Genomic DNA, 25,668 nt, shown 5'->3' with positions numbered 1-25,668 from the left:
AAGTTAGGATTTTTGCCCGCCGGGGAGCAGGTTGCGCCAGTTCACTTTGCCCATTAAGGCATATTGCACGATGCTCAAGATATTGCTGGCGACAAAATAGATGGAAAGCCCGGAGGCATAGTTGTACGAGAATAGAAATAACATGACCGGCATATAGATGCTCATCATGCGCGCCGTCGCGGCAGATTGGTCGCCGGGGTTCGAGGAGACCGGCATGGTGAGTTTGCTCTGAATGTAAGTGGTGAGCGCCACAGTGAGCGCCAGAATCGGAATGCCCACCCCAAAAATGACGGTGCGTTCGGGCAAGCCGAGGTCGATCCACAAGAATTTGCTGTTGAGCGGCACCAGCGAAGCCACATCCTGAAACGAGTACAAACTATTCGAAAGTTTGAGAATGCTCAACGGCGTGGAACCGATCGCGTAGGTGATGCTTGGGATGAGGGCGAACAGGATCGGGAATTGAATGAGGGTGGGGAGGCAGGAACCGAACGGGTTGATGCCTTTTTCACGGTAGATGCGCATCTGTTCCTGCGCGAGTTTTTCGCGGTCTTTGGCGTATTTCTTCTGAATGGCGAGCCAGTCCTTGTCGTTCTGCATATCTTGCATGGCTTTGGCGCCTTTCATCTGCTGGGCGTTGAGGGGCCAGGTGACGAGGCGGATCAAGACCGTGAGCAGGATGATGGCAATGCCGAAGTTTTTACCGACAAAGGTGTAGATGAAGATCAAAATATTTACGACGAAGTTGATCACCGCGCTGAAATTGGTGAACGCCAATACGAGTATGGCGATGACCGCGATGGTTTTCAACGATTCGGTGGCGAAGCCCTGCGGGAGTTCGGGTCGTTGCGCCTGGGTTTGATTACCGGTGTTTTTCATGGGTCGGTTGCTCTTACTTTCCTGAGAAGGTCCATTTCTCGTCGCTTTCGGCATCGAGGGCTACGAGATAATAATCCGATTCCAAATAGGCGACAAGCACAAAGTCGCCTGCCACAACAGGGGTGGTGTAAGCCTTGCCTTTGTCGGCAGGCTTGTACCATTCCTCAAAATCGCCATCGGCATTGAAGGAATAAACGCCGCCCGATTCGGTGGCGACCAGAACTTGGTCGCCGTACACCAGCGGGCTGGCGGTAATGGCGGAGTCGGGTTGCGCTTCCCAGTTGAGCGCGCCGCTCGCGGTGTTGAAGGAATAGACATACCCTTCCACATCGCCAAAATACAAAGTATCTCCGCTGGCAACCGGGGTTCCCCAGATCCAGCCTTTGGTATTCAACACCGGTTCGTGCGCGCCGGTGACCGGGTCGAAGCGTTCCAGTTGTTTGGCGAGCGAACCCACGTACAACATCCCGTCTGCTCCGAGCGCCGCGCCGCCGGGCACCGCGCCGCCGAGGTCTTCGTGCCAGAGGATTTCATACGTTTCGAGATCGATGGCGATCACGCTTTTATCCAGCGAGGTGACGAAGATACGCTCGCCGTCTGTGACCGGTTGCGCCCACAAGCGCGCTTCCTCCTTGGCTGATTCGGATACCGTGATCGCTTCGATGGCTTGTTTTTCAGATTTGCCGTCTGCCAGGTCTAGCACATATACCTTGCCGTCCGAGTTTGGCGCGAACAGGCGGTCGCCGATGGCAAGCGGCGGGGCGATCCATAATCCCTTCACGGCTGAAAACTTCCATTTGATATTGGGGGTCTGCTTTTCCAGATCAATATCGTTCGGGTCTAACGCATACATAATGTGCTTGCTGCTCGAATCGAGCACGATCACCAGCCCATCGTCGGTGACCACCGGGTTGGTAATGTACATGTTTGGGCTTTTCCCGAACGAAAAAATTCCACCGGAACTTTCACCAGAGAACTTCCATAATTGCTTTCCGCTTTTCGCGTCCACCGCATAGACCGTGTTGGTATTTGCCAAATACGCCACGTCGCCGCTGGCAGATAAACCGGGCCATGCCACGGCTCCTGTGCACCCGCTCAGAAAAACAGCCGCGAGCAGGATGATAGAGATGAATACAAATTTCTTTCTCATGAATGATCGATACTCCTATGGGACGGGGTCGTATCCCCCGGGATTGAACGGGTTACATCGTAACACGCGCCAGGTTGCCATGCCCAAACCTTTGAATGCGCCGTATTTATAGATTGCCTGATAACCGTAATGCGAGCAAGATGGATAGAACCGGCAGGTGTTTGCCGGCATCCCTTTTGAGATGGTCATTTGGTAAAGCCGGATCACTGATAACAATCCGAGACGCGGCAAGTTCCAGATCGTGCGCGGCATATCGCGCAGACGCGGCTCGTGCGAATAATCATGTAAATGAAATTCAGGATTCATGCGGGGGTGAGATCAAGCGCGCGCGTTGCAACAGGTTGAGCAAGGCGGAGCGTGTGTCTGCAAGGGTGGCGGAGGCTAACCCCGAACGGGCGATTAGGATCAAATCGGCGTGAAGGGCAAGGCTTGGGGTCAGCGTGCGCATCGCTTCGCGCAAGAGCCGCTTTGCCCGGTTGCGTCGCACAGCCGTGCCGGCCGATCGCCCCGCCGCGACCCCGATTCGCAAATTGCCTTGCTGTTTTTTTTCGACAATCAAAACGACAAGCGGGTGGGCATAGGACTTGCCGGAACGCCGCACCCGCTTGAAATCTTCAGACCGGGTCAGACGAAATTTTCTCTGCACCCACAGCCTCAACGCGCTTTCTGCCGCCTACCAGCGGACTTTTTTCACGTGGTTGTTGGCGGTCTTGGTCAACTGCGCGCGACCACGCAAGCGGCGGCGCTTGAGCACGGCGCGTCCATCTGCCGTAGCCATGCGCTTGCGAAAGCCATGCACGCGCACGCGGCGGCGAATTTTCGGTTGGTACGTACGTTTGGTCATTCTTCGTTCCTCGTTTCAAAAATAATGGCTGTCGCTTTCAAAGCGGCACGACATTATACCGTAGGGCTTCCGATTCGGTCAATTTGGAATCGGCGGGAGATTCCTTGGTGGATTTCCCACCGCTTCCTTCGCAGGGGAGGCTTGGTTCGCCGCCTATTCTTTTTTGTTCCCATTGCGGACCGGGTAGACCGGGTGCGCGAGTATTTCCGCGAGTTTTTGCGCGCCCTCCGGGCTGGCAACCGCGATGATCTCGTCGTTTTCCTGCAAGGCGCTGTCGCCGCGCGGCAAGGTCATCACACCGTCGCGGATGATCGCCGCGATCACGCAATGCTCCGCCAACGCCAAATCTTTGAGCGCAACGCCAATGGCTTTTGCCCCTGGCGGCACTTTTTCCTCCACCACCGAATAATGTCCGCGGCGGATCTTGAAGAGCGTCATCATGTCGCCCAGCGACATTTCTTCCTGGATCAAATGCGCCAGCACATCCGCCGAGTTCAACGCCACATCCACCTTGAATGTGTCGTTGAACAGCCAGGCGTTCACCGGGTTGTTCACGCGCGCAATCGTGCGCGGCACCTCGAACATGGTCTTGACGACAAAACACATGGCAAGGTTGGTCGCGTCTTCGCTGGTGACCGCGGCAACCACATGCGCTTCTCGCGCGCCTGCCGCCTCGAGCACGCCGGGGTCTACCGCGTTCCCTTCATAGATCACCTCGGTGGGCAGTTCCTGGTGCAGGTGCGTGAGCAACTCGCGCCGATGCTCGATGAGACGGACTTTGTAATTTTGATTCACTAATAAACTGGCGAGGCGCGTGCCCGTGCGCCCGCCGCCGGCGATCAATACGAACATGTTACGCCTCCGCCTTTCCGGTGAGTAATGCCGACAACGCGCCAATCCCTTCGAACGTGGAACTGACGTTGAGCAGGTCGCCGGTTTGAAGGGTTGTGCCCATCTCCGGCAAGGATGCTCTGCCGGCGCGCGAAAGCGCCACAGGGTAGCATTGCTTCAGCGAAGACAGCAAATCTCCAACCGTTTTACCGTTCCATAATTCGGGAATGATGATCTCGTACACTTCCACCTCGCCGTTGCCAGCGGAATAGACCGCGCGGTGCGAAGGGTTCATCAATAATTCCTCCACGCGTTGCGCGCCCCAATACGTGGAACCCACCGTATGCAACCCAAACGCTTCGATGACCGAGCGCAGGTTCGGGTCGTAATTGCGCGCCACCACGTTGGGTACTTTGTAGAAGGCGCGCGCGGTATGAGCCACAACCGCATTCAGGGTGTCTGAATTCGTTACAGCGGCAAGCCCATCGGCTTCTTGAATGCCGGCGCGTTCGAGCACGCTTTCCGCCAAACCTTCGCCTTCGAGCGTGCGTCCGCGAAAATCGGGATGGAGGCGGTTGAAGGCTTCTCGGCGGCTATCCACCACTACGACCTGATGGCCGCTCGTGAACAGGTGATAACACAGTTCCGCGCCGACGCGGCCGCATCCCACAACGATAAATTTCATGATCGATTACTCCTTCTCTTCCTTGTAAACTTGATAAGGAACGTCGGTGACGATGACGTTATGTTTTGATAATAATTCCTGCCGCAGAAGGTCCGCGGTGCGCATGTGTAACGCATTATGCCAGCGCTTTGATGGAATGAACTCGGGCACAACCACGGTGATGGTCTCGTTCGCCTGGCGGCGTTCCAAAATATCCTCGATATAATCGAGCAGGGGTTCGACGAAAAGCCGAAAGGGAGAATCAAGGATGACCAATCTCGTCCCTTCGCCCCAGAGCTTCCATTTCTTCTGCACCTTTTCCGTCTCTGCCGGATCGATGGAAACATGGATGGCGGTCACATCGTCGGATAATAACTTTGCGTAACGCAGGGCTTCCAGCGTTCCTTGATGGACACTGCTCACCGGCATGATCACGCGGTGACGCGACTGGCGGCGCGGCAAACCGCCGAACTTATCGAGGGAAAGATATTTTGCCAGTTCTTTATAATGGCGATGGATGGTAAAGAAGATGGTCACCAGTAAGGGGATGAGGATCAATACGATCCACGCGCCCTCGCGGAATTTCGTCACGGCAAATACGATCATCACTACGGCGGTGCAGACGGCGCCGAACCCGTTGATGAACATTTTGTGCCGCCAGCCTGCCTCGTATTTGAGGGTTGAGCCTTGTTCAACGATCTCTTCGCCTTCTTTTAATCGTCCGATCTTCCACCAACGCCTCGCCATGCCAGATTGCGACAAGGTGAATGAGAGAAACACGCCGATGGCATACAGCGGAATTAATAAAGTGACGCTGGCTTTGAACAGGATGATCAGAATGGAGGCAATGACCGAAAGGGTGACGATCCCATTCGAATACACGAGGCGGCTTCCGCGAAACGTGAGTTGACGCGGCAAGAAACCGTCGCCGGCGGCGAGCGCGCTCAAACGCGGAAAATCTGCAAACGCCGTATTTGCCGCCATGAGCAAGATCACGGTTGTAGCCGCCATCGTGCCAAGATACATGAGTCCGCGCCCATCATAGACGGTGCGTGTGAGTTGAGAGATGATCGTTTCCTCTTCGGAGAACACGCCGCCGATCTGACCGGTGAGAAAGGAAATGCTGAGGAATAGCGCGCCAAGGATGATCGACATCCAGATCAAAGTGATGCCCGCGTTCCGACTGCGGGGTTCCTTGAACGCGGTAATGCCGTTCGAGATGGCTTCCACCCCGGTGAGCGCGGTTGTGCCGTTGGCGAACGCGTGCAACAACAGAAACGCGGTGACCGGCGCCAGCGTGTGTATCAGATGAACTTCGGGGGGATCGATCACAGTTCCCAACGAGCCGTTGAAATAACGGAACAGTCCCAGTCCGGTTGTGATGAACATCATGACGACAAAGAAATAAGTTGGAATGGCGAACGCCGCGCCTGATTCTTTCACCCCTCGCAAGTTGACCAGCATGACGATAAAAACCGCCGCCACACCCAACACAACGCGATGAGCGTCGAGCGCCGGATAAGCGGATACGATCTGCGCCACGCCCGAGGAGATGGACACCGCGACGGTCAAAATGTAATCCATGAGAAGCGCCGCGCCCGCCACCTGCGCCGCAGATTCGCCCAGGTTATCCCTTGAAACGATATAGGCGCCGCCTCCACCGGGGTAGGCGTGAATCGTCTGTTCGTAGGAGATCGTGACGATCAACAAGAGGATGACGATGGCAATGGAAATGGGGAATACGAACGAAAGCGCGACCGCGCCCGCCACCGTCAGCACGCCCAGGATTTCCTGCGTGGCATAGGCGGTGGACGACAGCGCATCCGACGCGAACACTGCCAGCCCCACACGCTTACCGATAGTCTGGTGAGGCGCGTCGGCTGTGGATAACGGTCTTCCAATAAACCAATGACTTAGGGAACGCGGCGGCTGGTAGTCGCTTTGCCGCCTTAAGATTTCTGTTTGTTTTTTTTCCGGGCTTAACATGTATTTCTCTTGTCTGCCAAAAACGCCCCGCTTCAGGAGGAGCGCGATGATTATATTCTAAATCAACAAACGCGTTGGATGGCTAAGGGATTTGATAGGGGACTTCGGTGATCACCACGCCGGGGGTTTCGAGCAGTTCGCGGCGCAATAGTTCGGCGGTCTGCATATGAAGCGCGTTATGGAGTTTCGTCTCCGCCACAAAATGCGGAACAACAATGGTGATGGTTTCGTTGGGTTGGCGGCTGGATAAAATCTCATTGATATAACTCAGCAACGGCTCCACGAAGAGGCGGTAAGGCGAATCAAGGATGACGAGGCGCGTTCCGCGTCCCCATTTTGCCCATTTATGTTGCGCCTTTTCCGTGTCCTCCGGCTCCATCGAAACATGCACGGCGGTCACATCGTCCGACAACATCCGCGCATACCGCAGAGCCGCAAGCGTGCCGCGATGCACGCCGCTGATCGGCACGATCACGCGATGGCGCGCGTTATAGGGCGGCGGCTCGCCGTAATTTTCCAGCGAGAGACGGCTTGCCATATTGGCGTAGTGACGGTGAATCCACAGAAAGATCCCGATCAAAATGGGAGTGAGAATTAAGACGATCCATGCCCCGTCATGGAACTTTGTCACCGCAAATACGCCGACCACCAGCGCGGTGCAGAGCGCGCCCAATGCGTTGCTGATCATCTTGACGAACCATCTTTTGTCGTAATGCAAAGGATGCGGACGATTGTGATCTTCGGGTTGAACCGTCTTATCCAATTTCCCCGAACGCCACCAGCGCCGGGTCATGCCTGCCTGCGCCAGTGTGAACGATAGAAATACGCCAATGGCATAGAGTGGAATGAGGCGCGTTACGCTCGCTTGAAAGATGATAATGAGAATGGATGCCGCCACCCCCAACGCGATGATCCCGTATGAATAGACAAGGCGGCTTCCGCGGTAAGTCAGTTGGCGCGGCATGAACCCGTCACCGGCAAGCAGGGCGCTTAAACGTGGGAACCCGGCAAAAGCGGTATTCGCGGCAAGGATGAGAATGACGGTTGTGCCGAGAATTGCGCCTAAATACAGAATCCCCTGCCCGTTGAAGATCGTCCGGGCAAGTTGCGAGATGACGGTTTCTGTTTCAGACGGCACGGCTTGAATTTCTCTCGTGAGGAAAGAAATGCCGATGAAAAGGACGCCCAGAACACAAGCCATCCAGATCAAAGTGATGCCGGCGTTTTTACTGCGCGGTTCTTTGAAAGCCGTAATGCCGTTCGAGATGGCTTCCACGCCGGTCATGGCGGTGGTGCCGCTTGAAAAAGCATGGAGCAATAAGAACAGGCTGATCCCGGTCAGTTCATCCACGTGTTCGATCTCCGGCGGGTTGACCACCGCGCCAAGCGAACCGGTCGCCAAACGGAAAAGCCCGGTCCCGATCAAGAACAACATCATCACAATGAAGAAATAACTCGGAATGGCAAATGCCGCCCCCGATTCTCTCACGCCGCGCAGGTTGATCACCATGATCAGGACGACAAAGAATACCGACATGGCGACTCGATAATCGAACAATTGCGGGTATGCCGAAACGATCTGCGCCACACCGGAGGAAATGGACACAGAAACGGTCAGGATGTAATCGGTGAGCAATGCCGCCGCGGCAACCAGCGCCGGGATTTTCCCAAGATTATCCGAGGCGACAATGTATGCGCCGCCGCCACCGGGATAAGCGTGGATGATCTGTTCGTAGGACAGCACCACAATGGCGAGCAACGCGACGATCACAATGGAAATGGGAAAAACATAACCGAAGGCAAGCGTCCCCGCGCCGGCGAGAATAACCAGAACTTCCTGCGTGGCATAGGCGGTGGAGGATAGCGCGTCTGCCGCAAAGACTGCCAGCCCCACGCTTTTGCCGATGGTCTCATGCGCCGCGTCGGCTGTGGAGAGAGGGCGCCCTAACAAATAATGACTGAGGCTTGAAGAGGGATGTTTTGCCGTTCGGCGGATGAACTGAGTGGAGGCTGTATTTTTGTGATGGCTCATGATTGCAAAAAGAATCCCCGCGCTACGGCGAGGGTTTGCATTATACGTCTGTTTTACGAATCCGCGTTACTCTCGTGTGTCAGGGGTGCGCTAAAAGTATGTAGATGAGTTTCACTACAGCAGGAAACCCTAACCACGGAGTCACGGAAACACGGAGAAAAACAATTAAAAAAACTCCGTGACTCGGTGACTCTGTGGTTTGTCTGTTGGATTATATACAACCTTTGAGCGCTCCCTGTGTCAGAGACACGGCTTTCTTAAAGTCAAACCATGCCCTTTTTTCGTTCATGGATTTCACGGATTGGACGGATTTTCTTCCGTTTGTTACGGAGAAATCCGTGACTTCCGTGCAATCCGTGTCCAAAGAGATCGTTAACCGCGACTTTAAGAAAGCCCTGGTGTCAGAGGAGCGGCGACTTGCGTATGGGTACGCCGCAGAATCCGCAGAGCGTTAAGAGATTCTTCTCAATCGGCTCGGCGTTCTCGGTGGCAAAGATGTTTTGATCTGTCCTGGTAGCCGCTCCATTGTTTCAGGGGATCTGCAAAAAGAAAACGCTTCCCTTCCCCAGTTCGCTTTCCACCCATGCCTTGCCGCCGTGCCTCTCCGCGATGGATTTGACAATAGCCAGCCCCAGCCCGGTGCCGCGTTGCATGAGCGCGTCGCGGTTGGTGCCGCGATAGAACTTTTCGAACAAGCGTTTGCGATCCTCCTCCGAAATACCGATGCCGCTGTCTTGCACGGCGAAGATCAACGAACCGTCGGGTCGCGGATCCACATGAACGGTGACCGCGCCCCCTTCGGGAGTGTACTTGATCGCGTTTTCGACAAGGTTGTATAACGCCTGATGCAACAATGCCTGATCGGCTTCGATGGCATGGGGCAGGTCGCGTGGCAGTTCCACCCCCAGCGAGATGTTCTTCTGTTTGGCTTGCATTTGCAAGTCGCCGGTTACGCGCTCGAGGATATCGAGCACGGGGACAGTCTCCACTTGCAAGCCCACGCCAAACTCGATGCGCCCGAGGTCTAGCAGGTTGTTGACCAATTTCGCCATATTATCCACGCCCTGCACGATCATGCGCGCATAATTTTTCTGCTGGTCGTTCAAGGCGCCCGCCATTTCAAGCATGGTGGCATACCCGCGCATCAACGTGAGCGGTGAACGCAGGTCATGACTCACCGTCGCGACAAAATCCGATTTAAGCTGATCGATCTCCTTCAGTTGCGTCACATCGCGCAGAACGCACACGCGCCCGGTGATCTTCTCGTCCGCGATCATGGGCGAGGTCATGGCGAGATACGTCCTGCCATCCGGCATGGCGATCTCTGCCGAAATCTGCTCGGTGGAGGAGGCGCGCAGGATATCGTGCAACGCTTTTACCTGGATCGTCCTCTCGGTATCCGCGCGCTCACCGGGACGGATGATCACGCCTAATGCCTGACCGGCGGCCGGGTTCGCCAAAATGAGGCGGTTCGCCGCATCGGTGACGAGGATCGGGTCCGGCGTGGAATTGAGGATTGCCTCCAATTGACGACGACTGGTCTCCACCGTCATAAAGAGGCGAATCTTTGCCACCGCCAGCGCCGCCTGACTCGCCAACGTGGACATGAACTTCAGATCCGACTCGGTGAAGATGTGCTGTTTATCGTACGCCGCCCAGAGCGTTCCATAGTATCGGTTTTCATGGCGCAACGCCAGCGCGATCAACGATTCAGGGCGCGGCAGGTTCGGGTCGATGAGTAGAATGCGGTTCCCAGCCACAGTTGCCATCACCACCCGTTCCTGAGTTTCGGTGAGCGCCACGATCTGATGATCGAGGTGCATGTACACATCCTGTTCCAGTCCGTCGGCAAAGCGGTAGGGCGTATCCGGAGGGAGGAATTCACGGCTTAAAATCATGCGGGCAGAAGTGGCGCCGTTTGCCACGATGGCTTCCAGCACCGGATGCAGGGCTTCGCCCAATGTGAGGCTCGAAGCCGCCCCCCGGCTGACAACCAGCAGGCGGTTGAGTTCATCCATGCGGGCTTGCAAGCTGGCGCGCATGTGTTCGAAGGCGTTACGCAGGTCGCTGAGTTCGTCTTCACCCGAGGCGGCAAGCGGGCGGTCCAGTTTGCCGGTGGAGATGTATTTCGCTTCGGCGGCGAGGTCTTGCAGAGATGCGGTCACTGTGCGTAAACTGATACTCAACGCGATCAGGGCAATGGCGCCAAGCAGGAGGATCATCAACGCGATGGGCAGGGCGATATCGAGCGCAATCTGTTGCGCCTGCCGCGCAGGCGCTGTCACCACCACCGCCCATGGGTACCCAAACACCGGCTGGTAATACACCAATTGCCGCGCGCCATTTGGCGAGGTTTCATCGAAAAAAGTTGGAGAGTCTTTGCGCGCACCGGGATACTGGCTAAAGATCAGGTCGGTTTGCGAATGGTGAAGGATAATCCCGTGTTCATCCAGCAGAACGCCCGAGCCGTTCAATTCGGTCATCCCGTTGAGGGTGAGCGTCAGCGAGCGAAGCGTGGGATTTGTGTTGAGATCGGTGCGGGCGATGAGGGCGCGGGTAGAGTTGGGGATGCCGGCGATGAACGAGATGCGGGCGGGTCCGCCGGGGTCGGAGGGAGGAAGCGCAAGTTGTTGATTCAGAATCCCCTGCGAAAGAAGCGGGAGTCCCGCAGTTTCCCCGTCTGTCAGTTGAAAGGCTGGTTCCGCCGGGTAACTCGTCAGTGGCAAGGCTGTGGAAACATCCACCACAGCGAGCTGATTGAAAAACGCCGCCGAGCGAATAAGTTCGCCGAGAGCGGCTTGCAGTTCGCCGTCGCTTGCTTGCGCGAGGCGCGGGTCGGATGCGATTTGCGAGGAGAGGCTTTGCCCCGATTCTAAAAACTGCGGGATGGCTTGCGCGCTCAATTGCGCCGCGCTGGCGAGCCGGTCTTCGAGCAAACCGCGCGCGGCTGAGCCTGCCACCACCCACGCGCCAACGAGGAGCAAGATGAGCAGGGTTGAGATGATCGCCCCCGCGCCGGAAACAAAACGCGTCTCGATGCTCTTTTCGGCGGGCGAAGGTTGCAAGGCGCTGCGCCCGCCCCACAGCCTCGGGAACACCGTAGAGATTACCTGCGCGGCGAACCCGGCGATGAGCATTTCGATGCCGAAAGCAAAACTTGCCGCGCCCACATTGCTGAAGGCGTAGTCGAGTCGCTCCGCCGACGACGCCGACACGCTGGTGACCGCGCCGACGATAAACAAGAGCGCGTGGATCAGGGTGAGAATAAAAACGTTGAAGAGCGGCTGGCGAAGCAGGGTATAGAGCGGGGTGCGATAACGCTGGTGTGTGTTTGCCGCGAACGCCGCGCCGAGGATTCCAAATTCAATAATGGAAAAAATAGAATGCGTATCCCACACGCCGCGCAAGAGCCCGCCTAAGACGCCCAAGCCGGCTCCCGCAAAAGGACCGAGCAAGCCGCCTGCCAACGTCCACGGGATTGCGGAGAAGATCATCACGGTAGAACCGGGCGCCTGAGCCGGAATGCCAGGCACAGGTAATGCTCCGCCTGATGAGAATTCCAACCCGAGGAATAACGTTGTGATGGGCGTGAGAAACGCAAGCGCGATGAAAACCCACATATTGCGCTGTGAAATCTTCGAATGATATTTGCGCCAACTCGATAGGAGAAAGACGAGCAGTCCCGCCAGCCCAACCCAGACCAGCCACCCAGCCAGCGAGGGCGAATCGATGTATGCCAGGCGCGTCAGCAAGGTCGCAATGAACTGCATATTGAGATTATAGCGTTAATCCAATCCCTGAACAGCCATGTTACTCAGATGAAATGTAATCGTATTTCCCGCGATACTCTTTGGGAAGCAGACGCGCGATCTCCTCCATGATCTGACGAGTGCCAGCCCGGATCATCTCCGCGCGTGATGCCTGCTCCTGTATCCTGAAAGGTTTTCCCACCGTGACCGTGACCGGCGCGCGCTGGAACCATTTGCGCTCGAAGATGGATTTATTTTCAGTGCCGGTCAACGCGATGGGCACAATGAGCGCGCCAGACCTCACCGCCAGAAACGCCGCGCCTTCAGTGCCTTCTTCCAGCGCGCCGGTCAGCGATTCGCGCGCCTCGGGAGCGAGGGCGATCATGCGTCCCGCTTCCAAGCCCTCAAGCGCGGAACGAAGCGCCCTGCGGTCCGGCGAGCCGCGATGCACCCAGATGACCCCGTAAGCGCGGCCGACAAGCCCGACCCAACCATCGTTGTGCAATTCGATCTTTCCGATCGCGTCCATTGGCGCGGGAAGCGCGGCGAGGATGACCGGCGCGTCGGCGTCGCCGAGATGGTTGAACGCGAGCAACGCGGGACCTTGCCGAGGAACGTTTTCCAACCCCTTGAATGTTGGGCGCGTGACAACCCGCACAACGATTCGCGCGACAACTTGAAGCAGAACGCGGAAGATACGCCGGGCGATCGTCAGCCGCGGCAGAGAGACAAGGTCGGGTCGCCAGATCCCTGCCACCGGCTTAGGCTCATCGATGTGGTTGGTCATGGGTCTTGCACGTAATCGTACACCCCGCGATATTCTTTCGGAAGCAGGCGCGCGATCTCTTCCATGATCTGCCGCGTTCCGGCATGGATGGATTCGCGGCGGTCTGAATCGATGTTCAAGTGGAAGGGTTTGCCCATCGTCCATGTGACTTTCGCGCGGCGCCAACGTTTCATGTGCCCATACACATTGTTGTTTTCGGTGCCGGTCAACGCCAGCGGAATCAACGGCGCGCCCGATTTGAGGGCGAGGAATGCCGCGCCATCGGTGCCGGGTTCAAGCCCGCCGGTGAGCGTTTGCCGCCCTTCCGGTGCGATGGCAATGATGCGTCCCTCAGCGAGCGCGTCGAGGGCGGCTCGCAGGGCGCGGCGGTCGGGCTGTCCACGGTGGATCCAGATCACCCCGTAGGTGCGAAGCGCGGGTCCTACCAGCCAGTGGTCGTAACTGTTCTCGATCTTCCCAATGACCTCGTCGTTGTATGGGAAGGAGGCGAGGTTGAGCACCGCATCCGCGTCGCCGAGGTGGTTGAAGACGATGATGGCAGGTCCTTTTTTGGGTTTGTTCTCGCGCCCAGTATAGGTAATACTCATGATGGAATAGGCGAATGCCCTCACCAGATAGCCAAAGAGGAAACGATAGACGCGCCGCGCAAGAGTAAGGCGCGGGAGGGAAACCATTTCCGGCTTCCACACTTCTGTCACTGGTTTTGGGGGAACGTGGGTTTGATTCTCCATGGGCGTTCGGAGCCTTTGATGAGTTAAGAGATGTAGTCGTATTTTCCCCGGTATTCTTTCGGGAGCAGGCGCGCGAGTTCTTCCATGATGCGGCGCGTGCCCTCGCGGATCGTATCCTGATGGTTGGGCTGCTCCTCCAGGTGGAACGGTTTGCCCACCGTGAGCGTGACTGGGGTGCGCTTCCATTGTTTCATGTTCGCGTACGTATTTGCATTTTGGGTGCCGGTCATGGCGACCGGGACGATCGGCGCCCCCGATTTGAGCGCGAGGAAGGTTGCGCCGTCGGTGCCTTCTTCCAACCCGCCGGTCAGGGTTTGGCGCCCTTCCGGTGAGAGCGCGATGATCCGCCCTTCTTCAAACCCTTCCAATGCAACCCGCAGAGCCTTGCGGTCGGGCTTGCCGCGATGAATCCAGATATAGCCATAGGCCCGGAATAACGGTCCGACGAGCCAGTGATCGTCGCGGTTTTCGATCTTTACGATTCCCTCCATCAACTGCGGTATGACGGCAACGAGCAGGACCGCGTCCACATCCCCGGAGTGATTGAAGACCACCATGGCGGGTCCTTTTTTGGGGAAGTTCTCCAACCCTTTGATGGTGGGACGAAGGAAAAGAAAGGTGAGCAATTTCATCAGAAGCCGATAGGTATGACGAAATAGCTTCCGCGCCGGTGTGAGACGCGGCAGGACGATCAGGTCGGGCTTCCAGACTTCGGTTACGGGTTTGGGCGGTTGAGCGGATTGTTCCTGCATAGTGACCTCGATCTTGCGGCGTTGTTGTTTTCGCGCGATACCCCATGACGCGATTGGCGCAATTTTGTCTCACTATTCTGATTAACCTTAATGGCTAACTTTATGCCATGTCATGCGGAGTCCTTCGACATGCTCAGGATAAACTCTGCGAAGCATCTCTATGACTCAAATAGAGACCCTTCGCTGGCGCTCAGGGTGACATCTTGCAAGGGAATTCAGGTTAACCTGGATCAAGTGGGTTCGTGAAACACTTTCTCACTTGCACAATGCCAATACTTTTTCAAACACTTCGTCCGCGTCCATCGAATCCGAATCGATGGTTACGGCATCCTCGGCGGCTCTCAGCGGGGCGACATCACGCGTGGAGTCGATGCGATCGCGCTCGATCACCTTTGCGAGAATTTCTTCGTACTCCGCCGCGCCGCCGCGCAAGAGAATTTCATGATATCGCCTGGTGGCGCGTTGCTGGGCGGTGGCATCGAGATAGATCTTCAAATCCGCTTCGGGCAGGACCACCGTGCCGATATCGCGCCCTACCATGACGATCTTTCCGCGCAAGCCGATGCGCCGTTGTTGCGCGGAGAGCGCGCGCCGCACGCCGGGGTATGCGGCAACGACCGACACATGCGCCTCCACCTCTTTCGCGCGAGTTTCCCATGTGATGTCTCTTCCTTCCACGAGAACATCGCACGCGCGTCCATCCGACGTGGAGGCTGGCGCCACATCGATGGGAATTTTTTCCGCCAGGGTGGCGACCGCATTCTCTTCGTTAATATTCATTCCTCGATTCAGCGCGAGCCACGTGACGGCGCGATACATTACGCCGGTGTCGAAGAATAAATATCCGAGCGCGTGAGCGAGCCGCAACCCGAGAGTCGATTTACCGGAGGCGGCGGGCCCGTCTATGGCGATGATGTTGGGGATCATGGCTGTCCGCTTGAGCGCGCATCGGGGAAGAGATCGTCGCGCGCCCACAGGATGATGGTCTCGCTTTCCGCGGGCAGTGTGCGGAAGACGATCCACGAGAGCCAGTCTATGCTTCGCGCGATCTTCCATTGCGGCTGGGCGCGCCACGTGAAATCCTGTCCGCGATAGGCGGCGGGAAGTCCGGGGTTATCCATGACCGGGGTGATGAAAAGCGGAGGGGAGGTTTGCGGATCGAGCGCGGAGACAACTTTCACCGAATGGTTCCGCAAAACCCATGCGAGGGCGGGGGAATCGATTCCCACGACGAGCACAGGCTGAGACTGGTCATGACCGAGGCTGAATTCCGAGATGTCTTTGACGCTGGCGAGAAGCAAGTCCGCTTGGACCGGTTTCGAGTCGGTCATCCATAACTCGAATCCGTCGGGGTAGCGTAGTCCGCTGGCGCCCCATGCCGTGGCAAGCGTATATAAACCGATATAGGCGGTGAGCGCGATCGTTGCGCCGAGCCGGGCAATGCGGGCAGACCAACCGAGCGCAACGAGAGCGATGCACACGAGCAGGATGGCGAATGAACTGATCAACACAGCCAGCGGCGGGTTGTCCACCGTGCCGACGAGGGGTAGGGTGGCGGGTTGGCTAACCGGGTTGAGCGCCAGATTCGAGACGGTGAACGAGATGTAAATCAGCAGGATGAGGATGGCAAGCGTTACGATGCCAACTTCGGAATATTCCGCGCGACGGATCTCAAAAGCGCGCGAGAGTTCCGATGCGGCGAGGGCGAGCAATGGGATGATCACCCACGCCAGCGCGGCGGGCTGGCGGTAAAACACGGCAAGCAGAAGCGCTGTGCCGAGCCAGATGATCAGGCGTTTGGCGCGTTTTCCGTTGGCGCGCGCGGCGCGGAAGATGGCAAGCGCGGCAAGAAGGATCCCCAGTAGCTCGTAGAACAGAATGGTGAGAATCATGCGCGAAGGCGCGACTCCTTCCCACGCAACCCAGCCTTTGAGATACGCTGGGAGGGAGGCGAGCGCGGCGCTTAATCCATTCGGCGCGAGGAAGAAGAGTGTGCCGCAGAGGAGGAGGGTGGCGAGGAAGGAAACGAGAAGTTGAGGATTAGAGAATTGAGATTGGAGACTGGAGATTGGAGACTGGGGATTGGGGGCTGGGGACTCGAGAATTGGAGGATTGGAGGATTGCGGTTGGAGATTGGATGCTTCGACGGACTCAGCACGGCGGACTGGAGATTCGGATGTTGGGGATTCGAGAATTAGAGATTCCGGGCTGTCGGTGGTTTTGGGTTTCATGCCGCGGATGAAAAGGTGCGTGATGCCGAGGGTGAGCAAGCCTGCCCAAAGTGATGGACCGGAGAGAAGCGCGAGACCGGCGAAGATGCCGGTGGGGATGAGTCGTTTTTGATTCCACATCCCCCATGCGAAGAGCAGGAACGTCACCGCGAGCATTGTCCCATTTGCCTGCCGCGACAGGGCGACGAGTCCGGGGTCGAAGACGAAGAGGAAAGCGAGGATCAACGCCGGGCGCGGATGAATCTTTTCACGGAAAAAGTATGGAGCAAAGACCAACATGCTCCCCGCCAGCGCCGGGAGGAAACGCGCGAGGAAGTTCGCGCTTTCCATGATGGCGAACAAAACAGCGGTGAAAAGAATGTATGCGGACTGCGGCGCAAGCAGGGGTGATTCGCCGCGCGCGAGGGCGAGGGATTGCAGGGCGAGTGTTGCTTCTGAGTCGGTGAGCGGCGACGCGCCGAGCGCGATGAATCGCAGGGCGAGGGCGATGAGAAAAGCCAGCCCGTACAGCCAGCCTTCGTGTTTGAGGGAGGGGGAATTCATGGGCGCAATTTTACTCTGTATGTTTTGTCGTTGCGAGGAGGAGCGCAGAAAACGCAGATTTTTCTTCTATATCAGCGTTTTTCTGCGTCTCGATTGCTAAACCGAACTCACGTTAGTTGCATGTCGTATGATGATAAAAGGTTGCTTCGTCAGCCACTCGCCGTTTAAGGCTCGGGCTTCCTCGCAACGACATGTGTATCACGGCGCTTCGTAGATCGTCACATTCCCTTGTTGGAACACAATCTTAAATAGGCTGTTGAATTTGCCCTCATCGACCGGATACGTGCTTCGTTCGAGTCCGCCGATGTAGATGTAGCGGATGTTGTACTTTGCGACGATGTCTTGCGCGGTAAGTCCATCCGGCGTGGTGTAGAGGGTTTCGATGTCCTGGCGGCGATTGCCTTGTAGAGATTGATCGCGCCATTGACCTTCGTGATTGTCCCAGCCTAGAACGGTCGGCAAGCCGGTGTAGTTGGCGATGCGGGCGTAGGAGGAGTATGCGCCTCCCACCGCCTCGGCAACCACGCCATCTGGAGCGGATTGCAACCAGCGCATCGCCGCAGCTTCATCCGGGTTCTCCGCCCTGACCCGCTCGAAATCATCGAGGGTATACCCGAAGAATGGCGGCTTGAAGTTGTTCGTTCTGTTTGCAAACCCAAGCGCGGGATACGTAAGCCCGACGATCAAGATCAATGTAAACACAACCGAGAACGCGCTCTTTGCCCTGCCCTGCAAATTCTGAAGCAAGACAGCCGTGCCATAGGCTGCGGCGAGGGAGAGCGCCATCCATGCCTGGAAATAGAATTTAAAAATGGTGTTGATGCGATATCCAAAATTATCGCGCAAGTAAACAAACTCAGGACCAAGGATCAACAACAACCCGAGGAAGAGCAGCAATAATGCAAATGTGTGCGATGACGGACGTTCCTCTGTGGGTGTACTGTTTTCGACGCGTTCATTAGTCAACAAGTACGATACCGTGGGAATCATCAACGCCAGCAATGTGACGAGACTCCCGATATATGCCAGCCGCCGCATCATGCTCGCGGCGACGAATCCGCTTGCGCCGCCAGCCTGCGATGCGATCAGTGGGTCGATCAGATCGGGACGGGCACGCAAAGCAATCGCCCCCACCGCAAACATGGCGAGGAATAACACGAACACAATTCCAAATGAAACTTTTAGCCCGGCGCTCCAGTTTGCGGACCCGGTCGAACGGCGATACAACAGGAATGCGAACAATGGAATAAAGAGCGTCCCCCACATCACCCACAATTGCGCGCCGCGCGTGGGATACATGAACGAAGGCAGGATTCCGCCCGCCTGTGAATCGAACCCGATGAAGAATGGGAGATACAACACGTACGCGACGATCAGCATGGGGATGCCCAGAATGAACAGGTCTTCGAGTCTTTCCCAGCCCCAACCTGCTTCACGCGCCCGAGCCAGCACATACGTGAAGAGCATTAACGCGCTCGTGACGAGAATATCCCACGTGTTGAGGAAGGCAAGCCCGCCGATAAGCAGGGAAAGGATCAAGAACCCTGTCTTGCTCATGTGTAGTCGCGCGAAATAAAATCCCGTTGTCCCTTTGAAGCCGCCGAAGAAAAGGTTTAACGCGACAGCCACCGCAAGCAGAACGAATGGCATCGCCAGAATATGCGGATGTAGATCGCCGAGGAGGAACGAAAAAGCGGGAAACTCGCTGATCACATCGCCGGTGGGATTATTTTGCAGATCGGAATCCATGATCACGCGCGAGGCGCGCCACCACCACCAGAAGCGGTCGGGAATCCATTGGAGAGGCTGGGCGGGCGCGTCGCGCAGTTCCGGGATGTCGAGCCATGTCCAGAAGTTGGCTCCGCTCGTCCAGAACAACCCGCGCCGGTGGAGGACTTCGAGGAAGCCTTCGACGTTACTCACCAAAAGTAAAAAAAGCGGTGCAAGCAAAGGAGAGAAGAAAGAAGAAAGAGGGTTGCCTGACCTTTGACCCTTCGACAAACTCAGGGCAACGCTTTCAACCTTCGACTTTTGACCATAAGCCAACAGGTTATACAAAACCCCATACGCGCCGACGGCGGAGAGGGCGAAGATGAGCGCGGTCATCAAGTTGAACGCGGCGGTGGCGGGCGCGCCGGTGAAGGTCGCCAGCATGGAAGTCATCACATAGCCGAAGTAGTAATACGAAATGGAATATCCCGAAAGCCACAGATCGCGCGGAGGAAAGGTCGGCGAGTTCATGATGCCGTTGATCATCATCAATTCCATCGGCTTTTCGGTGCCGAGGATCTCCGGACTCGTCGAACGGATGAACGCCATGAGGGCGAAGGCGAGGAGGAAGAGAAGTTCGGTTGTGATGATGAGGGGACGGTTGGATTTGAGGAAGGAGAGAATTGGAGAATTAGAGATTGGTAATTGGTAATTGGTCATTGCCCATACGCTCAAACTGGCAAGGATGAGCAACCCCAGCAACAATCCGCCGATGTCGTTTTGCGCGACGCGGAACGAGGCGAGCAACCAGAAGGCGTAGCCCCAGATCAACAAACCGAACGCGCGCGCGAGGGTGTAGCCGCGATCTTTCAACGCGGGGAAGATATGATACGCGAGGGGAAAGGTCAGCCAGCCGAGGAGGGTGGAGAGGAGGTACCAGAGGAGGAAGGAAAGCATTTCGATTTACGATTTTTGATTGACGATTTGCGATTGGCGAGTGACGATTTATAAATGGAGTGTCACCCTCCCAAAAAACATCGGGACGATGTCCAGCGACCGAATGGTCTGCGTGCTAGCGAGGAGATTGCTTCGCTTCGCTCGCAATGACGGAATGAAATTAGAGATTACCCGGCGGGACGAAGACATCGTCCGCGTTGCGTTCCATGTCCAGTGTTTTGAGGACGGCTTCGTGGTTGATGGGACCGTACACGTGCGGGAACTTGTCGCTGGCGGGAACGCCCGGAGGCGGACCGCCGGAAGGCTTTTCCCATTTCACTTCTGGTTTGAGTTTTGTTTCGTCGATCACGAGGATCGTCAATTTACGGCGAGCCGGGAAAAAATCCATCGCCACCGGAACAAGTTGCGATTGGGTCGAGCAGTGGATGAAGCCCTCTTTGTCGAGGCTCTTGGCTGTGTAGGGTCCCGTTGCCAGCGCGTATCTCCAGTTTTTGCGAAAGGTGAGGTGGTAGATCATAGCGGCTCCTGTTCTTCATTTTGAGATGTCACCCTGAGCGATAGCGAAGGGTCTCCCTGTCGTGAGGGAGATGCTTCGTCGCTTCGCTCCTCAGCATGACATGGTTATTACGGCATTACCTCATAAATCACTGTCGCGCCATCGCGATAGACTTCGCGCCAATATTGTCCTTCGAGTTGATCGAACTTGGCGATACCTTCCGGCGTGTACGCGGCGCGTTCGAGTTGACCGACGATAATATACTTCACATCGTACTTTTTGAGAAATGCCCGAATGGATTCGGGGTCAATGCTGTTGTAGAAATCGGTTACTTCCGCGCCCCGGTCGACCACTTGCTGTGAAAATAGAACGCGCTGTTGTTGTTGATGCCATTGCCAGCCAACTACATCAGGAAGCCCGGTATAGATCGTGAAACGCGAGTGCCATTCATATTGCCTGCCAGCAGAGGCGGCTTCCGCGATGACTGGCGATCCTTTCACGTTATCCTGCATCCAGCGGATGGCGCGGTAATCCTCGCTCAATTCCAAACGTTGACCGTACGTATCGTATTGAGCATATTGCATGTAGGTCATCGAATCGAGCGTGCGCGGGGCTTCGAGGATCCAGCGGTCTTTGATCTTGCCGGATGTGGCAGTGACGGTATACATCGCCGCGCCGGAGACGAGCGCGATCATCGCGATCTGCCAAAAGACGCGCCAGCCGGGAAGCCATTTGAAGAACGAGGGGAGAGTCCATGCGAACGCCGCCGCCGCGCTCACTGCCAGCATGAACCACGATTGCAAATAGAATTTGAAGATGGTGTTCTGCCGTCCGATGTCGCCGACCACCACGAGGACTTCAACAACGACGGTGATGAGCAGGGCAGTGCCGATGAGGAACAACACGAATCGCTTTTCATCCGGCATGTTCGGGCGCAGCATCAAAATTCCAGCCCACGCCGCGATAGGCAAGGCGATCCAGCTGACCGCCACGCCTCCGTAATTTGTGCTGGATTGATTGTATTGAAGGAGGAGCAATATGAATGCGAACACGATCAACGCGCCTTCGATCAAAACCTGAAATGGTTTGAGCTTTCGCAAGGATGACGCGGGCGTTGAAGCCATCCACTCGCGGGTTTCCCAGACCATCCACGCAACGATGATGAACAGGAACACGCCCCACATAGTGAGATACGACGAGATGGGCGTGAACGGTCCCTTCCACGGGTCGAGCGCGCTGTATCCCTGATAATACGCGATACGATACGGCAGATATAACAGCCTCGACAGCGCGAACAAGGCAACGACCGCGCCGCCCGTCCACACGATGCGTTTCATCAATGACCCGGCTTCGACGTATCGCCACACGGAATATGCGACCGCCGCGATCCCGATCAATAAATAGGTATACGTGTCGGATAGATTGGTGGGAAACACCGCGCCGATGATGAGTCCGCCGACGAGGAATCCCAGCGCGGTCATCCACGCTTCAGACGCAGGGTGGGCTTGGTCCTTCCAGCGCGAGCGAGCCATCACCACCGACAGCGCCCAACTGATGGCAAGCAACGCCAGCGGCATGACGATCATGTGCGCATGCAAGTCGCTATACAGGAAGGTGAACAGAGGGAACTCGGTGATCTCGTTGCCCCCGCCCGGCGGGACGACTCGGCTGGGGTCCCAGTACCAGTCTCCAGGTCCGACCGGAAGCGTGCCGCCCTGCGCGATGAGTTTCAGTCCCTCAGTCGCCCACTTCACGCGTTGACCGAAAGTCGAATCCCAGGTGAAGGCGCCCAGCGAACCGAGTTGTTGCAGGCGGTTGTAGATCATTTGCACGGTGCCGAGGTTGCCCAGCAGGATGGCGAGGAAAGACGCGGCAAAGCCGGCAATTAAAGATAAAGGATGAAGGATGAAGGTTTGCCCTGAGTCTTGTGGAAGGGCTGAATTGTGTTCAGATGATTCTTCATCCTTCATCCTTCCGCCTTCATCCTTTTGAAGAAGATTCCAGCCGATGGAGAATGCGCTGATGCCGACGATGGCGAAGAGTGTCGGCAGGATGAAGTTGTAGGCGATGGACGGCACGATGCCGAGCAGTTTGACCGGCGTGCCGACCAACACGAAGCCGTAATAATAGTAATTGATGTATCCGCCCGCGAACCACGGATCGTACGGCGGGAAGGATGTGCTTTTGAGCACCGCGTTAAAGTACGAGAAATCCATTGGGCGCTCGCCGCCTTTGGATACGTGCCACAAGTCCGGGTTGCCAATGCGGATGAAGAGGTCGATGAAGAAGAACAGCAGGAAGATGCCTTCGACGAGCAGGAAGTATTTTCTTTTGGTTTTCCATTCTGCGCGCAGTTCGTGGCGTTGATAGTAACCAAGCCCCGCGCCCATGAGCAGGATCAAGCCGAAGACGATCGCGATGGTTGGGCGCGTGTAGGGGATGCCGATAGAGCCTCCCATCCATGCCAGCCAGCCGAAGAGGACCAACCCCAACGCGCGGCTGAGCGGGTAACCGCGGTCTGCCAAACCGGGCATGGCAATTCTCACCAGCGGGTATACGGCAAGCCCAAGGATCATGATGAAGAGATACCAGACCAGCAAGCCCAGCCATGGGTTGCTGTTGAGCGCGGAGTTGTAATCGAACAACTCAGACCATGTGCCGCCGGCGCGTTGTTGCGCGAGTTTGTCGGCGGGTAGCATCAAAGACTTGTAGTCGCTGAATTGGCGCGGGGTGAGGCGCGTAACTTTCGTTAAATCGACCGCGCTCAAGGTGGATTGCGCTTGCGCGGTATCGTAGTTTCCGTTCTTCTTGAAGATGAACACTTTCGGATGGTCGTAGAACGTGAACGCCTCTTCCGCGTATTCGTCGTTGATCTCGATGTCCCCTAATTTCGGGAAGGTCTCGAACACAGCCACGAGATCGAAACCGAGCCTGCCCTCGTAGTCGCCGGGTTTGGCTTCGTGATAACAAGGGATGATGTCTTCACCAACTGGACATCCCATCAACTCGCGGTAATACTCTGTTGTCAGCGGATAACGCTCGGGCAGGCGCGTGATCTGGGCGTATTGGTGGTTGGTGGGGATGAAGATGTAATCGGCCTGGTCGAGGGTGCTGACGAAACGCGCGAGTTTGTCGGCGTTGTCATCCCAGTAGACTTGCAGATTCAGGTCGCCGCGGTAGAGTCCGCCGAAGGCGTCGTAGCCATCCACGCGGAAGGGAAGCGGGTAATCGTAGTCGGTTTCATTGACGACCGCCGAGCCGGTGATACCGAGGATGCCCTCGTTGATTTGCATGCGAAGATAATATTGCGTGCCTTTTGAGATATTGATCGGCTCATCAAGTTCGATGGTGTAAGGATCGCCGCGCGGGTCGTTTTGCGCGGAAAAATCACCTGTGAGGGATGCGGTGGCTAATGTTTGTTCGGGGAGGTGATCGGGCGCGTTAGAGAGGATCAGGCTGAGGGTGGAAGAAGATGCGAGCGCGTTGTTGGCGTGCCCGAGGGTGAGGCTGGTGAGAAGTCCGTCCGCATTGGAAATAAAGGAGATATCGTACGGCACGGATGCGTTGACGGCTGTTTCGGGATGAATCGGCAGTGGCTGGTTGTAGGTTCCGCCCTCGGATGTTTGAATGTGTAAATTGATTGGACCCGGCACGTTCTGATAGATCCACCTTGAGGCGGCAATGCGCGGTTCCTCGCGGGTGTAGATGCTTTGGAAGGCGAAAGCCCACGCGGCGGTGAGTCCGATCGCGATCACGGCCATGGAAATACGCAGTACGGAATATGAAGCGCGTAATTTGTTATTGGTAATTGGTAATTGTTCGAAGACGAACCATGCTGCCATCATTCCAAGCAGTGGGTAGATGGGAAGTTGATAGCGCATGGTCGGGTTGAATTCCATCGACTGCCAGAGGAAGTATGCCGCCGTCCAGCCCCAAAGAAGCGCATGATGCCATTCGCCTTTGAGGATGCGCCAGCCCATGGTGAGGAATCCGATCCACGCGAGGATGCCGAGAGGCAGACCTAATCCCCAAGTCGTCAGATTTTCAAACGAATACAAATGCGAACGCCGCGCCCATTGGAGATTCCATGGCAGGTCGGCATCGCCTTTGGCTTGAATGCGTTGTTCTTGAATGTTGGCGATCCACTGCGGGTTGAGTCCAAGCCCGTCGAACGCATACGGCTGGAAAATGCGGAAGGAGATCAGCGCGGCTAGTCCGCCGGCAATGAGACAGAGAGTAATTAGTAAGTAGTAATGGGTTATTGGCGGTGAGCGATGAACGATGGACGATGGACGATGGACGGTTTCTTCCTCGCCTTGTTGCTCTTCCACAGAGAGAGGAGATTTGGTCTGTTGTCCATGGTCGATGGTCATATATCGAATTGCAAACGCGACGGGCAGGAGGATCGCCAGCGGATAAATATTCACCTTCGATGCCAGCGCCATGCCGTAGGCGATGCCGAAGCCGATGCTGAGGAGGAAGAGGGGATTGGTGATTAGAGAGCGGAGAATTGGAGAATTGGAGACTGGAGACTGGAGATCGGAGGCTGGGGAATCGGTGTTGGTCGAGTCGTCTGAGGTGGTCGCTGAGGGTGTTTCGAGATCGGAGACTGGAGACTTGTCCTGAGCGTTGTCGAAGAGCTGGAGATCGGAGGATTGGAGAATTGGAGAATTAGAGACTGGAGACTGGGGACTCATCGAATCTCTAGTCTCTATTCTCTGATTTTTCCACAGCATGATCTCAACGGCAAAATAGAGCGCCAGAAACGCAAACGGGTTGACGAACAGGTCCGTGGTGAAGAAGTGCGATTGCTGGATCTGCATCACCGTCAGCGCGGAGAAGAGGGAGGCTAGCAACGCCACGCGACGATCATACAAGCGCGAGACAATGGCATACAGGATCAAGATCGTGAACAGATCGGCAAAAGCGGAGAACTGCCTGCCCAACAGTTTTACGTCGAGTTGCCCGGTCGCCTCCGCCGCGACACGCACGAGGGTGATCGGCAGGTTGCCATACACAAAGAAGGTTTGCCCGCGATTGTATGGGTTGAGTGTGGAGGTCTCGCTGTCGAAATAATCGCCGAGGCTGATCCACGTCTGTTTTTCCGTGGGGCAGGCATCGATCGGCAGGGCGGCATCGGCGCATTTGTGCGCCCGTAAATTGGCGACCACGCCCGAAAGGAAATTCTCATCCGGGTGTTGGTGCTCGCCTTCGCCCCAATTCACACCGGTCAAACGCAAATAGCCCGCCAACGCGAGCACAAGCACAAGAAGAATATCGAAGAGCCAGAAATATTTTGTATGTTTCATAAATTTTTTGAACCGCGAAG

At 56.4% G+C, this 25,668-nt stretch carries 18 protein-coding genes; all 18 read right to left on the bottom strand.

Features of this window, described 5'->3' with window-relative positions; translation table 11 throughout:
- Positions 1-3: 3 nt before the first annotated feature.
- The 18 genes from IPM31_03170 to IPM31_03085 all read right to left on the bottom strand — a co-directional run bounded on the left by IPM31_03170 (position 4) and on the right by IPM31_03085 (position 25,648).
- Positions 4-876: a membrane protein insertase YidC gene (locus IPM31_03170; protein ID MBK9005974.1), complete on the bottom strand. Its 873-nt coding sequence runs from the start codon at positions 874-876 to the stop codon at positions 4-6.
- 13 nt (positions 877-889) lie between these two features.
- On the bottom strand, positions 890-2,026 hold the full coding sequence (locus IPM31_03165; GenBank protein ID MBK9005973.1) for a PQQ-binding-like beta-propeller repeat protein: 1,137 nt from the start codon (positions 2,024-2,026) through the stop codon (positions 890-892).
- Between the two features lie 15 nt (positions 2,027-2,041).
- On the bottom strand, positions 2,042-2,278 hold the full coding sequence (gene yidD, locus IPM31_03160) for a membrane protein insertion efficiency factor YidD (protein ID MBK9005972.1): 237 nt from the start codon (positions 2,276-2,278) through the stop codon (positions 2,042-2,044).
- Positions 2,279-2,321: 43 nt separating this feature from the next.
- Complete coding sequence (gene rnpA / locus IPM31_03155) at positions 2,322-2,672, bottom strand: ribonuclease P protein component (GenBank protein ID MBK9005971.1); 351 nt, start codon at positions 2,670-2,672, stop codon at positions 2,322-2,324.
- Positions 2,673-2,699: 27 nt separating this feature from the next.
- Positions 2,700-2,870: a 50S ribosomal protein L34 gene (rpmH, locus tag IPM31_03150; GenBank protein MBK9005970.1), complete on the bottom strand. Its 171-nt coding sequence runs from the start codon at positions 2,868-2,870 to the stop codon at positions 2,700-2,702.
- A 153-nt stretch (positions 2,871-3,023) separates the two neighbouring features.
- Positions 3,024-3,722: an NAD-binding protein gene (locus IPM31_03145; protein ID MBK9005969.1), complete on the bottom strand. Its 699-nt coding sequence runs from the start codon at positions 3,720-3,722 to the stop codon at positions 3,024-3,026.
- A 1-nt stretch (position 3,723) separates the two neighbouring features.
- Positions 3,724-4,386, bottom strand: coding sequence for a TrkA family potassium uptake protein (locus IPM31_03140; GenBank protein MBK9005968.1), 663 nt, complete (start codon positions 4,384-4,386; stop codon positions 3,724-3,726).
- Between the two features lie 6 nt (positions 4,387-4,392).
- Positions 4,393-6,351, bottom strand: coding sequence for an APC family permease (locus IPM31_03135; GenBank protein MBK9005967.1), 1,959 nt, complete (start codon positions 6,349-6,351; stop codon positions 4,393-4,395).
- Positions 6,352-6,433: 82 nt separating this feature from the next.
- Complete coding sequence (locus tag IPM31_03130) at positions 6,434-8,383, bottom strand: APC family permease (protein MBK9005966.1); 1,950 nt, start codon at positions 8,381-8,383, stop codon at positions 6,434-6,436.
- Between the two features lie 530 nt (positions 8,384-8,913).
- Positions 8,914-12,153, bottom strand: coding sequence for a HAMP domain-containing protein (locus IPM31_03125; GenBank protein ID MBK9005965.1), 3,240 nt, complete (start codon positions 12,151-12,153; stop codon positions 8,914-8,916).
- A 40-nt stretch (positions 12,154-12,193) separates the two neighbouring features.
- Positions 12,194-12,919 (bottom strand): 1-acyl-sn-glycerol-3-phosphate acyltransferase, encoded by a 726-nt coding sequence (locus tag IPM31_03120; protein MBK9005964.1) that lies wholly within the window; start codon positions 12,917-12,919, stop codon positions 12,194-12,196.
- Entirely contained in the window at positions 12,916-13,650 is a 735-nt protein-coding gene (locus IPM31_03115) for a 1-acyl-sn-glycerol-3-phosphate acyltransferase (GenBank protein ID MBK9005963.1), read from the bottom strand. Before IPM31_03115 ends, IPM31_03120 begins: the two co-directional genes overlap by 4 nt.
- A gap of 23 nt (positions 13,651-13,673) precedes the next feature.
- Positions 13,674-14,402 (bottom strand): 1-acyl-sn-glycerol-3-phosphate acyltransferase, encoded by a 729-nt coding sequence (locus IPM31_03110; GenBank protein MBK9005962.1) that lies wholly within the window; start codon positions 14,400-14,402, stop codon positions 13,674-13,676.
- Positions 14,403-14,657: 255 nt separating this feature from the next.
- Positions 14,658-15,329 (bottom strand): (d)CMP kinase, encoded by a 672-nt coding sequence (locus tag IPM31_03105; GenBank protein ID MBK9005961.1) that lies wholly within the window; start codon positions 15,327-15,329, stop codon positions 14,658-14,660.
- Positions 15,326-17,176: a hypothetical protein gene (locus IPM31_03100; GenBank protein ID MBK9005960.1), complete on the bottom strand. Its 1,851-nt coding sequence runs from the start codon at positions 17,174-17,176 to the stop codon at positions 15,326-15,328. Before IPM31_03100 ends, IPM31_03105 begins: the two co-directional genes overlap by 4 nt.
- A gap of 198 nt (positions 17,177-17,374) precedes the next feature.
- On the bottom strand, positions 17,375-19,843 hold the full coding sequence (locus IPM31_03095; GenBank protein MBK9005959.1) for a hypothetical protein: 2,469 nt from the start codon (positions 19,841-19,843) through the stop codon (positions 17,375-17,377).
- Between the two features lie 160 nt (positions 19,844-20,003).
- A complete protein-coding gene (locus IPM31_03090; GenBank protein MBK9005958.1) occupies positions 20,004-20,360 on the bottom strand; it encodes a DUF952 domain-containing protein in 357 nt (118 codons plus the stop codon).
- A gap of 107 nt (positions 20,361-20,467) precedes the next feature.
- Complete coding sequence (locus IPM31_03085) at positions 20,468-25,648, bottom strand: glycosyltransferase family 39 protein (GenBank protein ID MBK9005957.1); 5,181 nt, start codon at positions 25,646-25,648, stop codon at positions 20,468-20,470.
- Positions 25,649-25,668 lie beyond the last annotated feature (20 nt).

The organism is Candidatus Defluviilinea gracilis (assembly GCA_016716235.1).
Taxonomy (GTDB): Bacteria; Chloroflexota; Anaerolineae; order Anaerolineales; family Villigracilaceae; genus Defluviilinea; species Defluviilinea gracilis.
The sequence above is the reverse complement of the archived record's forward strand: the minus strand, read 5'-3'. Positions and strand labels throughout refer to the sequence as shown.

What these genes read in the sequence shown, in the direction of transcription:
- IPM31_03125 (MBK9005965.1), bottom strand. Translation starts at nt 12,153, where the DNA reads ATGCAGTTCATTGCGACCTTGCTGACGCGCCTGGCATACATCGATTCG.
- IPM31_03170 (MBK9005974.1), bottom strand. Translation starts at nt 876, where the DNA reads ATGAAAAACACCGGTAATCAAACCCAGGCGCAACGACCCGAACTCCCG.
- IPM31_03165 (MBK9005973.1), bottom strand. Translation starts at nt 2,026, where the DNA reads ATGAGAAAGAAATTTGTATTCATCTCTATCATCCTGCTCGCGGCTGTT.
- IPM31_03130 (MBK9005966.1), bottom strand. Translation starts at nt 8,383, where the DNA reads ATGAGCCATCACAAAAATACAGCCTCCACTCAGTTCATCCGCCGAACG.
- IPM31_03110 (MBK9005962.1), bottom strand. Translation starts at nt 14,402, where the DNA reads ATGCAGGAACAATCCGCTCAACCGCCCAAACCCGTAACCGAAGTCTGG.
- IPM31_03105 (MBK9005961.1), bottom strand. Translation starts at nt 15,329, where the DNA reads ATGATCCCCAACATCATCGCCATAGACGGGCCCGCCGCCTCCGGTAAA.
- IPM31_03135 (MBK9005967.1), bottom strand. Translation starts at nt 6,351, where the DNA reads ATGTTAAGCCCGGAAAAAAAACAAACAGAAATCTTAAGGCGGCAAAGC.
- IPM31_03090 (MBK9005958.1), bottom strand. Translation starts at nt 20,360, where the DNA reads ATGATCTACCACCTCACCTTTCGCAAAAACTGGAGATACGCGCTGGCA.
- IPM31_03095 (MBK9005959.1), bottom strand. Translation starts at nt 19,843, where the DNA reads ATGCTTTCCTTCCTCCTCTGGTACCTCCTCTCCACCCTCCTCGGCTGG.
- IPM31_03145 (MBK9005969.1), bottom strand. Translation starts at nt 3,722, where the DNA reads ATGTTCGTATTGATCGCCGGCGGCGGGCGCACGGGCACGCGCCTCGCC.
- rpmH (MBK9005970.1), bottom strand. Translation starts at nt 2,870, where the DNA reads ATGACCAAACGTACGTACCAACCGAAAATTCGCCGCCGCGTGCGCGTG.
- IPM31_03100 (MBK9005960.1), bottom strand. Translation starts at nt 17,176, where the DNA reads ATGAATTCCCCCTCCCTCAAACACGAAGGCTGGCTGTACGGGCTGGCT.
- IPM31_03085 (MBK9005957.1), bottom strand. Translation starts at nt 25,648, where the DNA reads ATGAAACATACAAAATATTTCTGGCTCTTCGATATTCTTCTTGTGCTT.
- IPM31_03115 (MBK9005963.1), bottom strand. Translation starts at nt 13,650, where the DNA reads ATGGAGAATCAAACCCACGTTCCCCCAAAACCAGTGACAGAAGTGTGG.
- yidD (MBK9005972.1), bottom strand. Translation starts at nt 2,278, where the DNA reads ATGCCGCGCACGATCTGGAACTTGCCGCGTCTCGGATTGTTATCAGTG.
- IPM31_03120 (MBK9005964.1), bottom strand. Translation starts at nt 12,919, where the DNA reads ATGACCAACCACATCGATGAGCCTAAGCCGGTGGCAGGGATCTGGCGA.
- IPM31_03140 (MBK9005968.1), bottom strand. Translation starts at nt 4,386, where the DNA reads ATGAAATTTATCGTTGTGGGATGCGGCCGCGTCGGCGCGGAACTGTGT.